The 17,034-nt window shown below is 61.7% G+C and carries 14 protein-coding genes and 1 riboswitch; of the genes, 8 read left to right on the forward strand and 6 right to left on the reverse strand.

The window, feature by feature from the left end:
* The first annotated feature begins 2 nt into the window (after positions 1-2).
* From msbA to DBR00_RS05260, 6 genes are all read left to right on the forward strand, one after another.
* Positions 3-1,841: a lipid A export permease/ATP-binding protein MsbA gene (gene msbA / locus DBR00_RS05235; protein ID WP_108485807.1), complete on the forward strand. Its 1,839-nt coding sequence runs from the start codon at positions 3-5 to the stop codon at positions 1,839-1,841.
* Positions 1,841-2,737 (forward strand): GNAT family N-acetyltransferase, encoded by an 897-nt coding sequence (locus DBR00_RS05240; protein ID WP_108485808.1) that lies wholly within the window; start codon positions 1,841-1,843, stop codon positions 2,735-2,737. The genes msbA and DBR00_RS05240 overlap by 1 nt, the downstream gene beginning before the upstream one ends.
* 2 nt (positions 2,738-2,739) lie before the next feature.
* Positions 2,740-4,140: a PIG-L deacetylase family protein gene (locus DBR00_RS05245; RefSeq protein WP_108485809.1), complete on the forward strand. Its 1,401-nt coding sequence runs from the start codon at positions 2,740-2,742 to the stop codon at positions 4,138-4,140.
* A gap of 64 nt (positions 4,141-4,204) precedes the next feature.
* A complete protein-coding gene (gene hldE / locus DBR00_RS05250) occupies positions 4,205-5,626 on the forward strand; it encodes a bifunctional D-glycero-beta-D-manno-heptose-7-phosphate kinase/D-glycero-beta-D-manno-heptose 1-phosphate adenylyltransferase HldE (protein ID WP_108485810.1) in 1,422 nt (473 codons plus the stop codon).
* Positions 5,627-5,736: 110 nt separating this feature from the next.
* The gene (locus DBR00_RS05255) at positions 5,737-7,020 is read left to right on the forward strand and encodes an acyl-CoA dehydrogenase family protein (RefSeq protein WP_108485811.1); all 1,284 of its coding nucleotides are present in this window, start codon (positions 5,737-5,739) and stop codon (positions 7,018-7,020) included.
* 12 nt (positions 7,021-7,032) lie between these two features.
* Positions 7,033-8,241 (forward strand): acyl-CoA dehydrogenase family protein, encoded by a 1,209-nt coding sequence (locus tag DBR00_RS05260; RefSeq protein WP_108485812.1) that lies wholly within the window; start codon positions 7,033-7,035, stop codon positions 8,239-8,241.
* 144 nt (positions 8,242-8,385) lie between these two features.
* Here the strand turns inward: DBR00_RS05260 and DBR00_RS05265 are convergent, their stop codons facing one another.
* From DBR00_RS05265 to DBR00_RS05280, 4 genes are all read right to left on the reverse strand, one after another.
* Positions 8,386-9,261 (reverse strand): metal ABC transporter ATPase, encoded by an 876-nt coding sequence (locus DBR00_RS05265; RefSeq protein ID WP_108485813.1) that lies wholly within the window; start codon positions 9,259-9,261, stop codon positions 8,386-8,388.
* A gap of 69 nt (positions 9,262-9,330) precedes the next feature.
* Positions 9,331-10,149, reverse strand: a complete 819-nt coding sequence (locus DBR00_RS05270; protein WP_108485814.1) for an aldo/keto reductase — start codon at positions 10,147-10,149, stop codon at positions 9,331-9,333.
* The gene (locus DBR00_RS05275) at positions 10,149-11,321 is read right to left on the reverse strand and encodes an FAD-dependent oxidoreductase (protein WP_108485815.1); all 1,173 of its coding nucleotides are present in this window, start codon (positions 11,319-11,321) and stop codon (positions 10,149-10,151) included. The genes DBR00_RS05270 and DBR00_RS05275 overlap by 1 nt, the downstream gene beginning before the upstream one ends.
* A gap of 289 nt (positions 11,322-11,610) precedes the next feature.
* Complete coding sequence (locus DBR00_RS05280; protein WP_108485816.1) at positions 11,611-11,943, reverse strand: multidrug efflux SMR transporter; 333 nt, start codon at positions 11,941-11,943, stop codon at positions 11,611-11,613.
* A gap of 87 nt (positions 11,944-12,030) precedes the next feature.
* On the opposite strand from DBR00_RS05280, the gene DBR00_RS05285 reads away from it, so the two are divergent.
* Positions 12,031-12,915: a LysR family transcriptional regulator gene (locus tag DBR00_RS05285; RefSeq protein WP_108538023.1), complete on the forward strand. Its 885-nt coding sequence runs from the start codon at positions 12,031-12,033 to the stop codon at positions 12,913-12,915.
* Positions 12,916-12,969: 54 nt separating this feature from the next.
* On the forward strand, positions 12,970-14,262 hold the full coding sequence (gene waaA / locus DBR00_RS05290; RefSeq protein ID WP_108485788.1) for a lipid IV(A) 3-deoxy-D-manno-octulosonic acid transferase: 1,293 nt from the start codon (positions 12,970-12,972) through the stop codon (positions 14,260-14,262).
* 168 nt (positions 14,263-14,430) lie between these two features.
* On the opposite strand, the gene DBR00_RS05295 is transcribed toward waaA, so the two are convergent.
* Positions 14,431-15,030, reverse strand: a complete 600-nt coding sequence (locus tag DBR00_RS05295) for a short chain dehydrogenase (RefSeq protein WP_108485786.1) — start codon at positions 15,028-15,030, stop codon at positions 14,431-14,433.
* Positions 15,031-15,263: 233 nt separating this feature from the next.
* Positions 15,264-16,706, reverse strand: a complete 1,443-nt coding sequence (locus DBR00_RS05300) for a TolC family outer membrane protein (protein WP_108485785.1) — start codon at positions 16,704-16,706, stop codon at positions 15,264-15,266.
* 220 nt (positions 16,707-16,926) lie between these two features.
* Positions 16,927-17,033, forward strand: a riboswitch (TPP riboswitch).
* Position 17,034: the final 1 nt, after the last annotated feature.

The raw sequence follows: 17,034 nt of genomic DNA on the forward strand, positions 1-17,034 counted from the left end.
TCATGAGTGATGTGAGAGATGACGTGGCCCAGCCAAGCAGTCTGAAAATATACCTTCGGTTACTGGGATACGTTAAGCCGTACATCGGTATGTTTTTGATCAGTATCTTCGGATTTCTGATCTTCGCCTCCACTCAGCCAATGCTTGGTTACATCCTGAAGTTCTTCGTGGATGGCCTCAATAATTCGAATGTTGGGCTTTTTGCCGGGGTTCCGTGGGTGCAGGCACATGCCCCTTGGCTTGCAGAGCTTAAATTGCTGCAGGCTGTTCCCCTGCTTATTGTGCTTATCGCACTCTGGCAGGGCATTGGTTCGTTTCTCGGCAACTTTTACCTCGCAAAAGTTTCCATGGGGCTGGTTCAAGACCTGCGTATCGCGTTGTTCAATAATCTTCTGACGTTGCCCAATCGCTATTTCGATAGCCATAACTCAGGTCACCTGATTTCCAGAATTACTTACAACGTAACCATGGTCACTGGTGCTGCTACGGATGCCATCAAAGTGGTGGTGCGTGAGGGAATGACGGTGGTCTTTCTCTTTGCAACCTTGCTATGGATGAACTGGAAGCTGACGTTGGTCATGGTTGCGATATTGCCGATCATTGGACTAATGGTATCCAGCACCAGCAAGAAATTTCGTAAACAAAGCAAGAAGATCCAAGTGGCGATGGGGGATGTCACTCATGTGGCTTCGGAAACCATTCAGGGCTATCGAGTCGTCCGTAGTTTTGGCGGCGAACGTTATGAGCAGCAACGGTTCCAGGCCGCCAGTGAGGATAATCGCCTCAAGCAGCTGAAAATGGTTAAAACAGGTGCGGTCTACACCCCTTCGCTGCAATTGGTGATCTACAGCGCCATGGCCGTGTTGATGTTCCTGGTTCTGTTGTTGCGCGGTGATGCCAGTGCGGGCGATTTAGTTGCGTACATCACGCTGGCTGGTCTTTTGCCGAAGCCGATTCGTCAGCTGTCGGAGGTCAGTTCGACTATCCAGAAAGGGGTGGCCGGTGCCGAGAGTATTTTCGAGCAGTTGGATGAGCCCTCGGAGGTCGATGTAGGCATTCAGGAGCGTGAGCGAGTCACTGGGCGTCTGCAGGTCAGCAATCTCAGCTTCCAGTATCCGACCAGTGAAAAGCCGGTGCTCAACAATATTTCTTTTGTTGCCGAACCCGGTCAGATGGTGGCGCTTGTGGGGCGTTCGGGCAGCGGCAAATCCACGCTGGCGAGTCTGATTCCGCGTTTCTACCACCATGAGCAAGGCCAAATTCTGCTCGATGACCTGGATGTAGAGGAGTACAGGCTGCGTAATCTGCGTCGCCATATTGCTCTGGTGACCCAGCATGTCACGTTGTTCAATGACACCGTGCGCAACAATATTGCGTATGGCGATTTGATCGAGGCGCCCTTGGAGGCTGTCAAGCGTGCCGCTGAGGACGCTTACGCTGCCGAGTTTATCGAGAAGATGCCACAGGGCTACGACACGCTGGTGGGCGAGAACGGTGTGCTGCTCTCGGGTGGCCAGCGTCAACGCTTGGCAATTGCTCGTGCGCTGCTCAAAGATGCGCCGTTGTTGATTCTCGATGAAGCCACTTCGGCGCTGGACACCGAGTCCGAACGGCATATTCAAGCCGCACTGGACAAGGTGGTTGAGGGGCGCACCACCATCGTGATTGCCCATCGCTTGAGTACGATCGAGAAAGCTGACCTGATTCTGGTCATGGAGCAAGGCGAAATTGTTGAGCGCGGCACCCATGTGCAGTTATTAGCGCTCAACGGTTACTACGCGCGTCTGCATGCCCGCGATTTTGCGGATGATGCTGACCTGCATGCTGAGCCGAGTGCCTGATGCTCAGTCATTGGCGCGCTTGGCGCGAGCGAGGCTGGACGGTCATCGAGGCATCTGAGTACGCCGCCGCCTGGCAACGTTTTGGCGGCAGTGTGGCCACGCATCCGCAGGTGGTCGAGCGGCTGGCGGGCTTAGCGGGCCTGCCGGTGCGTTATCTCGGCTGGTTCGCGGGTGGCGAGTTGCAGGCGGCGATTCCGACCTGGGGACGGCATCTGGCGCTGTCCAAGGATGTGCTCAAGCAGCAGGGCAAGCGCGGCCTGTTCGACCTTGGCAATGCCGAGTTGATTCTTCCGGCAGCGCCCTCGGTCAGCGTCCCGCTGCGCCATCGCGGTCGGTATATTTCCAGGCTCAATGCCGATGCGATCAGCACCCTGCGTGAGCAGCCCGAAGGGTTGGCTCTGGCCCGTGAACCTGAGGAATACAGCAAGAAATTTCGCTACAACCAGCGCCGTGAGCAGCGGTTACTGGAAGAGGCCGGCGGGGTGATTCGGCCCATGCTCGAGCTTTGTGCTGCCGAGCAGGCGCTGATTTATGCCGATCTGTTCCAGCGTCGCTGGGGTTTTGAGGCCACCGGCAAGGCGCATTTGGCGGAGGTGTTCAGCCTGATGCGCGACTTTATGACCGGCTCGCTGATCTACCTGAGTGATCAACCCGTGGCGATTCAAGTGTTGTACCGCGTCGAAGCGCCGCAGTGGGTCAGCTTGGAATACATCAATGGCGGCGTGGACCCGCAAAACCGCGAGTTCAGCCCTGGCAGCGTGTTGAGCTTTATCAATACGCAGACTGCCTGGAGCGAGGCGCGTGCGCTGGGCAAGCCGTTGCGCTATTCCTTTGGCAGGGCTGACCGCGAATACAAAGACCGCTGGTGTAACCGCGTTGCGGTTTATCAGGTTTGAACATGTCGGTCCGCAAACAGATCCTGCTCAAACGCCATCGCCGACAAAAGCGTATTGCCTTGCTGTTGGCTCTTATTGTCTTGGCGCTCGTCGGCGTTCTGGTCGCCTGGTGGTGGGTGCCGCTCCTCTTATTGCTCGGCTGGGTCGCCCATGAGGCCTGGTTTGCCGATCACCTGTTTTATGCGCCTTGTGATGACTACAGCTACGCCTTTGCGCCGTCGGTCCGCGCCATTAACGGTCGTATTGATGCCGGTTGCGTGAGGCTGGACGGCGAATTTGGGGTGGCGGATACCCTGATTCTGCAGGTGCAGATAAACGCCAATTGGTTGGGCCGTTGGTTTGATCCTTATGTGCTGATCGGCAACGACCGTCAGGATTTTGAGCGCGGTGTGAACGGGCGGCGCTACCTGAATCTGTCTGGGCAGGGCGACCTATTGGCGCGGGGCAAGTTGTCGCTGCGTGGCCGGTTTTGCCGCCTTGATCCGCATGTCACGCTCCATGCGCAGCGCAACCCGGACTACGCCGAGCAGCGCCTGATGGTTATCGCGCCGCACGCCGACGACGCCGAACTGGCCGCCTTTGGCCTGTACAGCCGGGCGCGCGAGGTCAGTATCCTGACCCTCACGCAGGGCGAAATCGAAGCCGAGGCTTATCAAGCCCTCGGGCTGGAGCAAGCGGCTGCCGCGCAGCTCAAGGGCCGTTTGCGCGCCTGGGACAGCCTGGCGGTGCCGCTGTGGGGCGGTGTGCCGCAAAGCCAGTGCCTGCAGCTGGGCTATTACTGCCTGCAGCTACCGGCGATGCAGGCGCAGCCTGAGCAGGCGTTCGGTTCGCGGGAGTCCGGTGAAACGGATGTTCGTAGCGTGCGGGGGAACAATGCCCTGCCGTTGCCCGGTGATGCCGATGGCGTGCCCAGCTGGCGCAATCTGCTGGCGGATCTGGTGGCTGCGCTTGAGCACTATCAGCCCGAGGTTGTTGTCACCCCGCATCCGCAATTGGACCCGCACAGCGACCACGTTGCCAGCACCCAAGCGCTGCTAGACGCGATTGAGCTTAGTGGCTGGAAGCCGAAAACCCTGCTGCTGTATGCCAACCACCTGCACGACAACGACCGCTGGCCCATGGGGCCGGCGGGTTTTGGCATCGCGTTGCCGCCGGCCATTGAGGCGCTACCGGCTGATGGGCTGTGGAGCCCGTGCCTGGATGCTGCGCAACAACTGGATAAAGCCATGGCGCTGGCCATGCAGCACGATTTACAAGGCCCGTTGCCGCTTAAACGGCGTATCCGCCGCTGGATTCAGTATGTGTTGGTTGGGCGGCGCTGGCCGGCCACCGGTGAAGATGAATTCTTCCGCAAGGCGGTGCGCCGCCATGAACTGTTCTGGGTGCGCACGCTCGGCGGTTAGCCAGCGCAGTGGCCTGCCAATGTTATGATCCCCGGCAATCTGTTCTGCCGTTTCTGGAGTGTTTATGAAAGTGTCCATGCCGCGTTTCGACCAGGCCGCCGTTCTGGTGGTGGGCGATGTCATGCTCGATCGTTATTGGCATGGCGGCACCTCGCGGATATCTCCCGAAGCACCGGTGCCCGTGGTCAAGGTCGAGCAAATCGAAGACCGCCCCGGCGGTGCGGCCAACGTTGCCTTGAACATCGCCGCCCTCGGCGCGCCGGCCACATTGGTCGGAGTTACTGGACAGGATGAAGCCGCTGAGAGCCTGCGCAACAGCCTGCAGGCAGTCGGCGTAAAGACCTTCTTTCAGACGATTAAAGACCAGCCGACCATCGTCAAACTGCGTGTGATGAGCCGTCATCAGCAGCTTTTGCGCATGGATTTCGAAGAGCCGTTCCGCACCGACAGCGCCGCCTTGGCCGCCAGCGTCGAAGCGCAGTTGGACGGCATCAAGGTGCTGATTCTCTCGGATTACGGCAAAGGCGCGCTGCAGAACCATCAGGCATTGGTGCAACTGGCGCGCCGCAAAGGCATTGCCGTGCTGGCCGATCCCAAGGGTAAGGACTTCTCCATCTACCGTGGCGCCAGCCTGATTACACCGAACCTGCACGAGTTCGAAACCATCGTCGGCCATTGCCGTGACGAGGCCGAATTGGTGGCCAAGGGCGCGGCCTTGATGGCGGAGCTGGAGCTGGGCGCGCTGCTGGTGACCCGTGGCGAACACGGCATGACCTTGCTACGCCCCGCGCACCCGGCGCTGCACCTGCCGGCGCGTGCCCGTGAAGTATTCGATGTGACCGGTGCCGGTGATACGGTGATTTCCACCTTGGCGGCCAGCCTGGCGGCGGGCGAAGAGCTGCCAAATGCCGTCGCTTTAGCCAATCTGGCTGCCGGTATTGTGGTCGGTAAGCTAGGTACTGCCGCGATCAGCGCGCCGGAACTGCGCCGCGCGATCCAGCGTGATGCCGGCTCCGAGCGTGGTGTGCTGAGCTTGGATCAACTGCTGCTGGCCATCGAAGACGCCCGCGCCCATGGCGAGAAGATTGTCTTCACCAATGGCTGCTTCGACATCCTGCATGCCGGCCATGTCACCTATCTGGAACAGGCGCGCGCGCAAGGCGATCGACTGGTGCTGGCGGTGAATGACGACGCGTCGGTCAGCCGCCTGAAAGGGCCGGGTCGGCCGATCAACGCCGTGGATCGGCGTATGGCCGTGCTGGCGGGGCTGGGCGCGGTGGATTGGGTGGTGAGCTTTGGCGAAGACACTCCGGAGAATCTCATTCGCGCGGTCAAGCCGGACGTGTTGGTCAAAGGCGGCGATTACGGTATTGAAGGCGTAGTCGGCGGCGATATTGTCCGCGCCTACGGCGGCGAAGTGCGCGTGCTGGGGTTGGTGGAAAACAGCTCGACCACCGCGATTGTCGAGAAGATCCGCAGCAAGTAACCCTGCACACTGACTGGCTGCTTTGCCAGTCAAGCGCGTCGGCGCGGTCATAGGCGCTTGCCCTGACCGCGCGCATGATCCGTGGCATCCCCCGTATGGAGTGAGATGCCATGAGTTCCGACGTACAGGGCCGTGCCCTGGCAGTGCTGAATCGAGTCGCCCAGGCTGACTGGCCGGACCGTTTAAAGCTGCGCAAACCCTTCGAAAAACTGATCTACACCGGCAGCCGTGCAAGCTTTCGTGCGGCGGCGCAGCGTGCGGGCAACGTGGCCAAGTTGCCGCGCCCGGCTGACCCGGATGCCTTGTTCGATCTGTCCCTGTCTGATGAGCAGCAGATGCTGGTGGAGATGCTCGAAGCCTTCGCCAGTGAAGTGCTGCGCCCGCTCGCCCACGATGCCGATGAACAGGCCGCGCTACCGGCGGCGTTGCTCAACCAGGCGCACGAGTTAGGGCTGACCCATTACGCAGTGACTGAAGCGCAGGGTGGCATGGCCGGTGAGCGCACCACCCTGAGCAATGCGCTGATTGCCGAGGCGCTGGGCAAGGGCGATTTGTCCTTGGCTGCGGCCTTGTTGGTGCCCTTGTCAGCGGCCAACTGCATTCGCCGTTGGGGCAATGCGGCGCAGCAGGCGCGCTGGTTGCCGGCCTTTGTCGGTGAGGAGCCTGCGCCGGTGATGGCCATTGCGGTGAATGAACCGACGCCGCTGTTTGATCCGCAGAAGCTGGCGACCCGTGCGCGTAAGCGTGGCAAGCATTACGTCCTTAGCGGTGAGAAGTGCCTGGTGTTGCGTGGTATGGATGCCAGCCAGCTGATCGTCGCGGCGCACGCGGCCGATGGACCGGCGCTGTTTATGGTTGAGGCCGGGGCCAAGGGCCTGCAACGCAGCCCGCAACCGGCCATGGGCCTCAAGGCCGGCAGCACGGCGCGCGTGCGGCTTAATGGCGTGAAGGTGCCGGTTGAGGCGCGATTGGCTGCTGAGTCGTTTAATTATCAGAGCTTTCTCGATTATGCCGGGCTGGCCTGGTGTGCATTGGCCGTGGGCACAGCGCAGGCGGCGCTGGACTATGTGGTGCCGTATTGCAACGAGCGCGTGGCCTTCGGCGAGCCGATCAGCCATCGTCAGGGCGTGGCCTTTATGGTCGCGGACATGGCGGTGGAACTCGACGCCATGCGCCTGATGGTTTGGCGCGCGTGTTCGCGGGCTGAGCAGGGTTTGCCGTTCCAGCGCGAAGCCTATCTGGCACGCCTGCTGTGCAGCGAAAAGGCCATGAAAATCGGCACCGACGCTGTGCAGTTGCTCGGCGGCCACGGCTTTACCAAAGAACATCCAGCCGAGCGCTGGTACCGCGATTTGCGTGCGCTGGCAGTTATGGCCGGCGGCTTACAGCTCTAAGGGCACATCACCATGAACTTAGAAACCCCCAAGAAATTCCGTGGCCTGGTTAATCAGGCCCATCAGGTGGCGGAAAACTATTTCCGGCCGATTTCACGTAAATACGACAAGGCCGAACACGCCTACCCCAAGGAGCTGGGCCTGCTCGCGGCGCTGCTCGATGGCATGAACGCCGGCTCGCCGGACGCCATTGGCGCCACTTCCGCCAGCAAGCGTGGCGCAGCCCGTGAGCAGCAGGAAGGCATCAAGAATGGCGGCAATCTGTCCGCCCTGCTCGGGGTGATGGAACTGTGCTGGGGCGATGTTGGCTTGTTGCTGGCGATGCCGCGTCAGGGCTTGGGCAACGCCGCGATTGCGGCGGTGGCCAACGATGAACAACTGGCGCGCTTTAGCGGCACCTGGGCGGCCATGGCGATTACCGAGCCGGGCTGCGGCTCGGACTCGGCGGCGATCCGCACCACGGCGATCAAGGACGGCGATCACTACGTGCTTAACGGCGAGAAGATCTACGTCACCTCCGGCGCGCGTGCCGACTCGGTGGTGGTGTGGGCCACGCTGGATAAAAGCCTCGGCCGCGCAGCGATCAAGTCTTTTGTGGTGGAGCACGGCACGCCGGGCATGAGCGTGACGCGGCTGGAAAAGAAGCTCGGCATCAAGGCGTCGGACACCGCCGCGATCAGCTTCAGCGATTGCCGCGTGCCAGCGGCCAACCTGCTCGGCAACCCGGAAATCGACGTGCAAAAGGGCTTTGCCGGGGTGATGGAAACCTTCGACAACACCCGCCCGCTGGTCGCTGGTATGGCGGTGGGCGTAGCCAAGGCCTCGCTGGATCGCACCCGCGAACTGCTGAAGAAAGTCTGCACGCTGGATTACCGCACGCCGCTGCTCAGCGTCAGCCATGCCGAAGCGACGCTGTATCGTCTGGAGGCCGAATGGGAAGCCGCGCGCCTGTTGACGATGAAAGCCGCCTGGATGGCCGACAACAAACTGCCCAACTCCAAGGAAGCCTCCATCGCCAAGGCCAAGGCCGGGCGGGTGGCCAACGAGGTGACGTTGAAATGCGTCGAACTGGCCGGTGCGCTGGGTTACGGCGAGGATGAGTTGCTGGAGAAATGGGCGCGCGACTCGAAGATTCTCGACATCTTCGAAGGCACCCAGCAGATCCAATTGTTGATCGTCGCCCGACGTTTGCTGGGCAAAAGCTCTAGCGAGTTGAAGTAACCCCCGGATTGCATCCGGGCTACGGGCTGCCGTTGCAGGGTGGAAGGCGCTTCACCCATCCACCGATTGCGTGGCTGTGGTGGATGAAATGAGCGTCATCCACTCTGCGGATTGGCCCGTTGCGGATGGCATCCGCAGCTGCATTCACATGCCTTGCAGGCTTAGCCACTCTTTCCAGCGGATGCGTTCATCGCGCACCAGCCAGCCGTCTTGTGGGGCAAAGCTTTCGGCCAGCCACAGGCCGCGTGTACTGGCCGCTGAGAGTTCACCCTGGGTGAGGGTCAGCAGTTCGGCTGTCGGGCGGCCTTGGTCGAGTGCCAGCAGGAACAGGTCGGGTCGTTCACGGTTAAGCCGGGCGACGAGGGTGCCTTGCTCCAGGCATTCATCTACATGCAGCAAACTCAATTCGCGTGCCGCTTTGGGCAGCTCCAGGCGCAGGTCATACACCAGCTGTAAGGAGGCGGTGGGCAGGTGCACATAGGCGTGCGGGCGCTCGAGCAGTTTCAGGCTGCCGCATTGCACGGTGCGGGTCGCGCCTTGCTGCGGGCTGAGGCTGAAGTGCGCGTTTTCCCGGTAGCGCAAGCTGCTCTGGTAGGGCGTGGGCAGCCAAGTGTCGCCAAAGCGTCCGCTAAGCCAGCCTTCCGGGGTTTCCAGCAGGCATTCTTCGGCCACTTCCTGGATCGCGGTGAGCAGTGGCAGGTTGAGTTCGTGGGCCGGTACATAACCGGAAATCAGCTTGAGCACCACATCGCCACGATCTGCCCGGCGCTGGCGCACCAGCACCCAGTATTCGCGGCCTTGCCAGCAAAGGGTTAAACGCACCGAAACGCCCAGATTGGCCAGTTCCACGGCAAAGCGCTGGCTGTCGGCCACCGCCACTGGGCGGCGCTTTTCCAGCATCTGCGCAAAGTTCAGCGGCATGCCCAGACCCTGGTAACTCAGGCCTTCCGGGCTGGCTTCAACAAACAGTTGCAGGGTCTTGAAGCGGCTGGGGTCTTTGCGAATCAGGGTGCGCGGCATGGCAACTCCTCGCGGGTTTCGGCGTGGGCATGGCCTGAGAGCTTGGCACAGATCGGCGGGTAAGACCTGTCAGGCAATATCCTGAATTACAGCGGCGGCCGTGGCGACGTTATGCGCCAGGTGCTGCGGGTTGATGGTGCCGATGATTGCACTGCACGCGGCCGGGTGGCTGAAGATCAGCTCGAAACTGGCGCGCACGGGGTCAATACCGGGGGCTAGGCAGGCATGACCGCTGGCCAGGGCTTTTTTAATCAAAATACCTTTGCCCTGTTGTGCGGCGTAGTCCAGCACAGCGCGTTCGCCTTGCTCATTGAGGTTGTAGGTGACCATGGCGCAATCACCCGTGGCCAGGGCCAGTAGGCCGCCCTCGACGGTTTTGCCTGAGAGGCCGAAACCGCGAATTTTGCCCTCGCGTTTCAGTTCGGCCAGGGTTTCGTACACGCCGCTGTCACGCAGGATGGCCACATCGTTGCCGTCGGAATGCACCAGCACGAGGTCGATAAAGTCCGTCTCCAGGCGCGTGAGGCTGCGTTCCACCGAGCGGCGGGTGTGCGCCGGGCTGAAATCAAAATGCGACTGGCCGTTGTCGAACTCTTCACCGACCTTGCTGACGATCACCCAATCGTGGCGCTGGCCGCGCAGCAGCGGGCCGAGGCGGGTTTCGCTGGTGCCGTAGGCTGGCGCAGTGTCGATCAGGTTGATGCCCAAATCACGGGCCTGAGCCAGCAGGGTTCGGGCGGCGGTGTCATCGGGGATGGTGAAGCCGGTTGGGTACTTCACGCCTTGATCACGGCCCAGTTTGACCGTGCCCAGACCCAGTGGTGAAACCCGCAGGCCGGTGTTGCCCAGTGGGCGGTGCAGGGTGTGCAGGCTCTGCAGGGGATGCATCAGAACAACTCCTCCCAGACGGCTGGTGCGACGCTCGGGCGCGGCAGGGCAGGCAGCGCTGCATGGGTGTGCGGCTGAATGCCGTCACGATTGAGGGCGGACAGTACGCGGTCGGCAAAGTCCGGCGCCAGGGCCAGTTTGGTTGGCCAGCCCACCATCAGGTTGCCTTGCTCATGCAAGAAGGCGTTGTCCGGGCGCACCAGGCCGGATTGCGCTGGCTCGGCACGCTCCACCCGCAGCGTCGCCCATTGCGCGGCGGACAGGTCGACCCAGGGCAGCAGCTCGCCGAGTTCTTTCTGCGCGGCCTTGATCTGCGCCGCTTCATCGCGGGCCACGCCATCGGCTTCGGCCAGATCGCCCCCCAGGTACCAGACCCACTGGCCATCGGCCGCCAGGTGGGTGGTGATGGTCACGCGCGGCTTCGGCCCGCCGCCCAGGCAGTGGGCGTACAGCGGTTTGAGTGTCGGGCCTTTGACCAGCGCCATATGCAGCGGGCGCAATTGCTGGGCCGGCTGAGTCAGGCCGAGGGCGCTAAGTAGCTCGGCATTGCCGCGCCCGGCGCTGAGGATGATGCGCTGTGCGCGAATCTCGCGGCCATCGATGCGCAGGCCTATCAGTTCGCCATTTTCCTGCAGCGGCTCAATGCGCTCGGCGGCCAGCAAACCATCACCAGCCAGCTCGCTCAGGCGGCTGATCAGGCTCGGCACATCCAATACCAGCTCAGCCAGGCGGTAAACCTTGCCTTTGAATGTGGGGTGTTGCAGGGCGGGTGGCAGCTGCTCGCCCTTGACCTGATCGACCCGGCCGCGCACGGCCTTGCTGGCAAAGAAGCTGGTGATATTGCCGGCCAGGCTGCCGGGCGACCACAGGTAGTGGGCATCGGACAGCAGGCGCACGCCCGAGAGGTCCAGCTCGCCGTTACCGGCCAGGGCTTCACGCCAGCGCCGCGGCATGTCGGCAATCGCTTCGGAGGCGCCTGTCAGTGCGCCATGCAGGGCGTATTTGGCGCCGCCGTGGATGATGCCCTGGGATTTCACACTCTGCCCGCCGCCAAGCTGGGCGCTTTCCACCAGCAGCGTGGCGAAACCCTGGCGGCGCAGGCGCGCGTTCAGCCAAAGGCCGGCGATACCGCCGCCGACGATCAAAACATCAGTGCTTAATGCCTGGGACATGCAGGTGTCTCACCGGGAAAACAGGTGCGCAGTATAACCCGTCCGCGCTAGCGCCTTACCTCTGAACCTGCTCAACGTCTCGCGAGCTAGAGCCATGCAAGGCACTGCGCTAGGTAACAGCCTCCGGCTGGTCAAAACAGGTGAGGAGGTGGAGTTTACGGGTGTAAATGAGCATGACGCGTTGCATTCGTCCTTGGGGCCGCGCTAAGGCGCGTTAGCCGCAAGCGGCTTGCTGAGCCTGTTTTTAACGCAGCAGGGCCGACGCGCAGCAGATGTGTTGGGCTGCTTTTCAGTGGCCGGCGCTTTGCGAGAACACCTGAATCACCACCACGCCGCTGACGATCAGGCCCATGCCCAGCATGGCCGGCAGATCCAGGCGCTGCTGGTAGAGGAATACGGCGGCGATGCTTACCAGCACAATGCCCATGCCCGCCCACACCGCGTACGCGACGCCGACCGGGATGGTCTTCACCACCAGACTGAGCATCCAGAACGAAATGGCGTAGCCGACCACGACCAGCAGCAGGGGCAGGGGTTTGTTGAAGCCATCCAGGGCCTTCATCGAGGTAGTGGCGATGACTTCGGCAGTGATGGCAATAGCGAGATAGAGATAGCCGCCCATGATATGGCCTCCTTGGTGGTCTGGCGGTAATTCTAGTGCTCTGGCGGATGGGATAAAGTGATTACCTATCTGGAATGGAGATGGGTTATGCAGTGGAGCCTGGAGCAGATTCGCCTGTTTGTCAGCGTGGCCGAGGGCCAGTCGTTCTCCGCCGTGGGGCGACAGATGCAGCGTGCGCAATCGGCCGTGAGCAATGCGATTGCCTTGCTGGAGACAGACTTGGGCGTGCGCCTGTTTGAGCGCAGCAGTGGCCGCCAGCCACGCCTGACTGAAGCCGGTATGGCCATGCTGGAGGAGGCTCGCGAGGTGTTGCGCCAGTGCCAACGGCTGGAGGGGCGCGCATTGGGTTTGGTGCGTGGGGAGGAGGTGCGCCTGCGTCTGGCGCAGGATGAAGCCATGCCTTACCAGCCGGTGCTCGACAGCCTGGAAGCACTGGCGCAGCACTTTCCGCTGCTGGAGGTGCAGTTGGCCAGCGGTGCTCAGGGCGATGTGGCGCGCAAGCTGCTGGAACACCGCGCCGACCTCGGCTTGCTGTTCCACCACGAACACATGCCCGATGCGCTGGAGCGTCAGCGCTTGGGCACCATCGAGATGGTTACCGTGTGTGGGGCCGGGCATGCATTGGCGAGTATGGGGCATGTGGATCGGCGTGAGCTGGCCCGTCACCGGCAACTGCTGATGACCCCGCAAGACAGTCACTATCCGGGCGGTGAGCAAATCAGCCCATCGGTGTGGCGTACCGACAGTTTCTACACCATGGCGGAATTGTTGATGCGTAACCTGGGGTGGGCCTGGCTGCCGCGCCATGTGGTGCAGTACCCGACGTATCAGAACCAGCTGGTGGAACTGAGCAGCGACTGGACGCCGCCACCGCTGGTGGTCGAATTGGTCTGTCGCCGCGATGAAGCGTTAGGCCCGGCGGCCTTGTGGCTGGCCGATTGTTTTGCCCGGCATCTGCAGGTCACAGCGTGAGTCGAACCTGCGCCTGGCTCGACGATAGTGGCCAAAGTGCATAAGCTGCGCGCCATGAATAGACACCTCTACACCCTGCTGTTTCATCTCGGTCTACCGCTGGTGGCCGGCCGCTTGGCGTGGCGTGCCTGGCAAGCGCCGGCCTATGCCAAGCGTATTGGCGAGCGCTTCGCGTTCGGCTTACCGATGTTCAAACGCGGCGGTATCTGGCTGCACGCCGTGTCGGTGGGCGAGAGCATTGCCGCTGCGCCACTGGTACGTGAGCTGCTGGCGCGCTACCCGCAGTTGCCGATCACCATCACCTGCATGACGCCGACCGGTTCGGAGCGCATTCAAGCCATGTTCGGCGGCCTGGAGTACGCCGGTCGCGTGCAGCATTGCTACTTGCCGTATGACCTGCCTTGGGCCGCCGCGCGTTTTCTCGATCGCGTGCAACCCAGGTTGGCGGTGATCATGGAAACCGAACTGTGGCCCAACCATATTCACCAGTGCGCCACACGTGGCATCCCTGTGGCGTTGGCCAATGCGCGGCTGTCCGAGCGTTCGGCACGCGGCTATGCGCGCTTCGCCAAACTGACGGCGCCGATGCTGGCCGAGTTGGATTTGATTGCCGTGCAAACGGCAGTGGAGGCTGAGCGCTTTCGCAGTCTCGGTGCGCGGCCTGAGTGTGTTGAAGTCACGGGTTCGATCAAATTTGATCTGAGCATTGATCCGGCCCTGCTGACCCGTGCAGCTGCCTTGCGTGAGCAGTGGCAGGCCACACGACGCCCAGTTTGGATCGCGGCCAGCACCCATGCCGGTGAAGATGAAATCATCCTCGCCGCCCATCGTCAGTTGCTTGAGCAACACCCTGATGCATTACTGATTCTGGTGCCGCGCCATCCTGAGCGTTTCAATGCGGTGTTTGACCTGTGTCAGCGGCAAGGCTTTGTTACGCGGCGTCGCTCAACGGACGAGGCCGTACAGGCGGCGGATCAGGTGCTGCTCGGCGACACCATGGGCGAGTTGCTGTTTCTTTACGCGCTGGCCGATATCGCTTTTGTCGGCGGCAGCCTGGTCGCCAATGGCGGGCACAACCTGCTGGAGCCGGCCGCGCTGGGTAAACCGGTGCTCAGCGGCCCGCACCTGTTCAACTTTCTGGAGATCGCCGCGCAGTTGCGCGCGGCGGGCGCCCTGAGCGAGACGGCCGATGCTGACGGTTTGGCGCAGCGCATCGCGCACCTCTGGCGCGAGCCCGAGACGGCGCAGGCCATGCGTAGCGCAGGGCTGGCGGTGATGCAGGCCAACCAAGGCGCATTGGCGCGGCTGCTGGCGGGCTTGGGGCGGTTGATCAACCCTCAGCCCTGATGCCAGCGCCCTGGGAGGGGCTTCAGCCGCGACGGAGTCAACTGTCGTTGGGCTTCGCTGCGCTCAACACCAACCTACGGGGATTCTTTATGTGTCGCCGCTTAAGCGACTCCCACAGGTTGCGCTGCTGTTGAGTGGGGCAACGGCGAGTGCACGGCTCGCAGCGTCTCAGTACGCGCGGTAGACCTGCCCGGTTTGTGCGCCCTCAACACTTTTCGCATACGCCAGCGCTGCAATGGCCGCCGGTACCGGCTTAAAGCCTCTGAAATAAGGGCCGTAGCTTGAGAGTGACTCTTCGACCACCGTCGGGCTGACGCTGTTGATCCGTAACCCGCGTGGCAGTTCGATCGCCGCGCCGCGCACAAAGCCATCAATCGCGGCGTTGACCATGCTGGCCGAGCTGCCGAAACGAATCGGGTCGTCACTCAAAATGCCCGATGTCAGTGTAAAGGACGCGCCATCGTTGGCGTATTCGCGGCCTATCAACACCAGATTGACCTGCCCCATCAGCTTGTCCTGCAAGCCGATGGCATAGTGTTCGGCACTCATCTCGCTGAATGCCCCGAAGTGCAGCTTGCCGGTGGCGCTGACCAACGCGTCGAACGGGCCGGTTTGCTCAAACAAGCGACGGATCGAGTCGGGTTGGGTGATGTCCACCTGAAACTCGCCGCTGCTGTGGCCCACGCGGATGATCGTGTGGCGCGCCTGCAGTTCATGGGCGATGGCCTTTCCAAGTGTGCCGCTGGCACCCAGCAATATAACGTTCATGTGCTGCTCCTGTTGCAGGAAGAGGGTTCAGTGTGTGCAGTCTAGAACGAGCCGCCAGAGAGGCGCAGGCAAGCGTCCTGCCATGACTGTTTACCTCGGTTGTCGTTGGCAACGATTGAGACACGTGAATTGTGCAAATGTTTGCGGGCTTGCGTCACGACGTGCATTGAAGAACATGCGGCCAATAAAAAGCCCTGCGGGCAGAACCCGCAGGGCTTTTCGTGTCACTCAACTCAGTACTGCGAGTTGCTGCGCAGTTGCGCTTCGGCGGCTTTGGCCAGGTCCGGCGGGAGGAAGTCTTCGTCCGGGTTGTAGTCGGATTTCAGGTACTGCTCCAGTGCAGCCAGGTCGTCCGGGCTGAGGGTACCGGCGGCTTGCTTCAAGCGCAGGTTGTTGAGGATGTAGTCGTAGCGCGCGTTGTTGTAGTTGCGCACCGAACTGTACAGCTGGCGCTGGGCATCCAGCACGTCAACGATGTTACGCGTACCGACCTGGTAGCCGATTTCGGTGGCTTCCAGCGCGCTCTGGTTGGAGATGATCGACTGTTTGCGTGCCTGTACGGTTTCCACGTCGGTGTTCACCGCGCGGTGCAGGTTGCGGGTGTTCTGCACCACCTGACGGCGCAGGCTTTCACGCTGTTGTTCGGTCTGGCTCAGGCGCTGGTAGGACTCGCGCACCTGTGAGCTGGTCAGGCCGCCGCTGTAAAGCGGGATATTCAGTTGCAGGCCAATCGAGCGTTGCTCAACGTCGCCGCTGAAGCGGTTGATGGTAGCGGCATTGTTGCTGAAACCGAGGCTGTCGTTGTCACCCTTCTGGTAGCTGGCAACGGCATCCAGGGTCGGCGCATGGCCGGACTTGCGCTGGCGCAGAGTTTCTTCGGCGGCGTCGACGGCGTAGTTGCTGGCCTGCAGGTTGAGGTTCTGTGCGGCAGCTGTATCGACCCAGGCTTTGGCATCATTGGGTGTAGGCGCCAGGATAGGCAGGCTGTGTACAAGACCTTCCAAGGCGCTGAAGTCACGGTTGGTCAGGGTGGTCAGGGCCTGGAAGGCATCGTCCACCTGACGCAGGGCGATGATGCGGTTGGCACGTGCGGTGTCGAAACCGGCCTGGGCTTCCAGCACATCGGTCTTATCCGACAGGCCGACATCAAAACGCTCATTGGCTTGGTCCAGTTGGCGCTTGAAGGCGGCTTCTTCGGCCTTGGTCGAGGCCAGGTTGTCCTGGGCGCGCAGTACTGCGAAGTAGGCTTCAGCGCTCTGCAGTATCAGGTTCTGTTCGGTGGCCGACAGCTCCAGTACAGCTTGTTCGTTGCTGGCTTTGGCCGCCTGCAACTGGAACCAGCGATCCGCACGGAACAGCGGCTGGCTGAGGTTGGCCTGGTACACGGTACCACTGCGCGAGCTGGTATTGGCCGGCGAGTCGACCTGGGTACGAGTGTCGCTCAGGTTGGCGCCAGCAGACAGGTTGGGCAGCAGGCCGGCGCGGGCCTGGGGGACCACTTCGCTGCGCGCTTCATAATCGGCGCGGGCGGCGGCCAGGTCGGCATTATTGGCGGCGGCTTCCTGGTAAACCGTGACCAGGTCAGTTTTGGTGGACAGCGGGGCTTGTTCAGCAGCCCAGGCCATTCCGTTGGACGCGGCGGCCACAGCGAGAGCCAGAGAGAGTCTGCGCAACATGAGGGTGATCCTGATTTTGGCGGTAATCGGCAAGGCTAAGGGGCGCTGCCGAGGGGGTCAAGATTTGTCTGGAGCTGAATGAGTGTAGATTGCAACAATCCATGGCGTGTTCTATGTGTCGGGTTATTTGTGGCGGCTGCATTCGTCACTTTCCAACGCATGGGTCATGAGAAATTGACTCCCGAGTTGGTTTTATTGGCTGGGGTTGATTAGACTGGCCGCGTTCTTGTCGGGGTGCCCCAATTGCGGGGCTGAGATTGGCAGCTGCCGGATCCCGTTGAACCTGATCAGGTTAAGGCCTGCGTAGGGAACAAGATGTGCTCGCCCG

Source organism: Pseudomonas sp. HMWF032 (assembly GCF_003060885.1).
In the GTDB taxonomy this organism is placed as follows: Bacteria; Pseudomonadota; Gammaproteobacteria; order Pseudomonadales; family Pseudomonadaceae; genus Aquipseudomonas.

Bases quoted from the DNA above. Each gene is read 5' to 3' on its own strand.
- DBR00_RS05300 (WP_108485785.1), bottom strand. From the start codon at position 16,706: ATGTTGCGCAGACTCTCTCTGGCTCTCGCTGTGGCCGCCGCGTCCAAC.
- hldE (WP_108485810.1), top strand. From the start codon at position 4,205: ATGAAAGTGTCCATGCCGCGTTTCGACCAGGCCGCCGTTCTGGTGGTG.
- DBR00_RS05295 (WP_108485786.1), bottom strand. From the start codon at position 15,030: ATGAACGTTATATTGCTGGGTGCCAGCGGCACACTTGGAAAGGCCATC.
- DBR00_RS05265 (WP_108485813.1), bottom strand. From the start codon at position 9,261: ATGCCGCGCACCCTGATTCGCAAAGACCCCAGCCGCTTCAAGACCCTG.
- DBR00_RS05275 (WP_108485815.1), bottom strand. From the start codon at position 11,321: ATGTCCCAGGCATTAAGCACTGATGTTTTGATCGTCGGCGGCGGTATC.
- DBR00_RS05260 (WP_108485812.1), top strand. From the start codon at position 7,033: ATGAACTTAGAAACCCCCAAGAAATTCCGTGGCCTGGTTAATCAGGCC.
- DBR00_RS05280 (WP_108485816.1), bottom strand. From the start codon at position 11,943: ATGGGCGGCTATCTCTATCTCGCTATTGCCATCACTGCCGAAGTCATC.
- DBR00_RS05285 (WP_108538023.1), top strand. From the start codon at position 12,031: ATGCAGTGGAGCCTGGAGCAGATTCGCCTGTTTGTCAGCGTGGCCGAG.
- DBR00_RS05270 (WP_108485814.1), bottom strand. From the start codon at position 10,149: ATGCATCCCCTGCAGAGCCTGCACACCCTGCACCGCCCACTGGGCAAC.
- msbA (WP_108485807.1), top strand. From the start codon at position 3: ATGAGTGATGTGAGAGATGACGTGGCCCAGCCAAGCAGTCTGAAAATA.
- DBR00_RS05255 (WP_108485811.1), top strand. From the start codon at position 5,737: ATGAGTTCCGACGTACAGGGCCGTGCCCTGGCAGTGCTGAATCGAGTC.
- waaA (WP_108485788.1), top strand. From the start codon at position 12,970: ATGAATAGACACCTCTACACCCTGCTGTTTCATCTCGGTCTACCGCTG.
- DBR00_RS05245 (WP_108485809.1), top strand. From the start codon at position 2,740: ATGTCGGTCCGCAAACAGATCCTGCTCAAACGCCATCGCCGACAAAAG.
- DBR00_RS05240 (WP_108485808.1), top strand. From the start codon at position 1,841: ATGCTCAGTCATTGGCGCGCTTGGCGCGAGCGAGGCTGGACGGTCATC.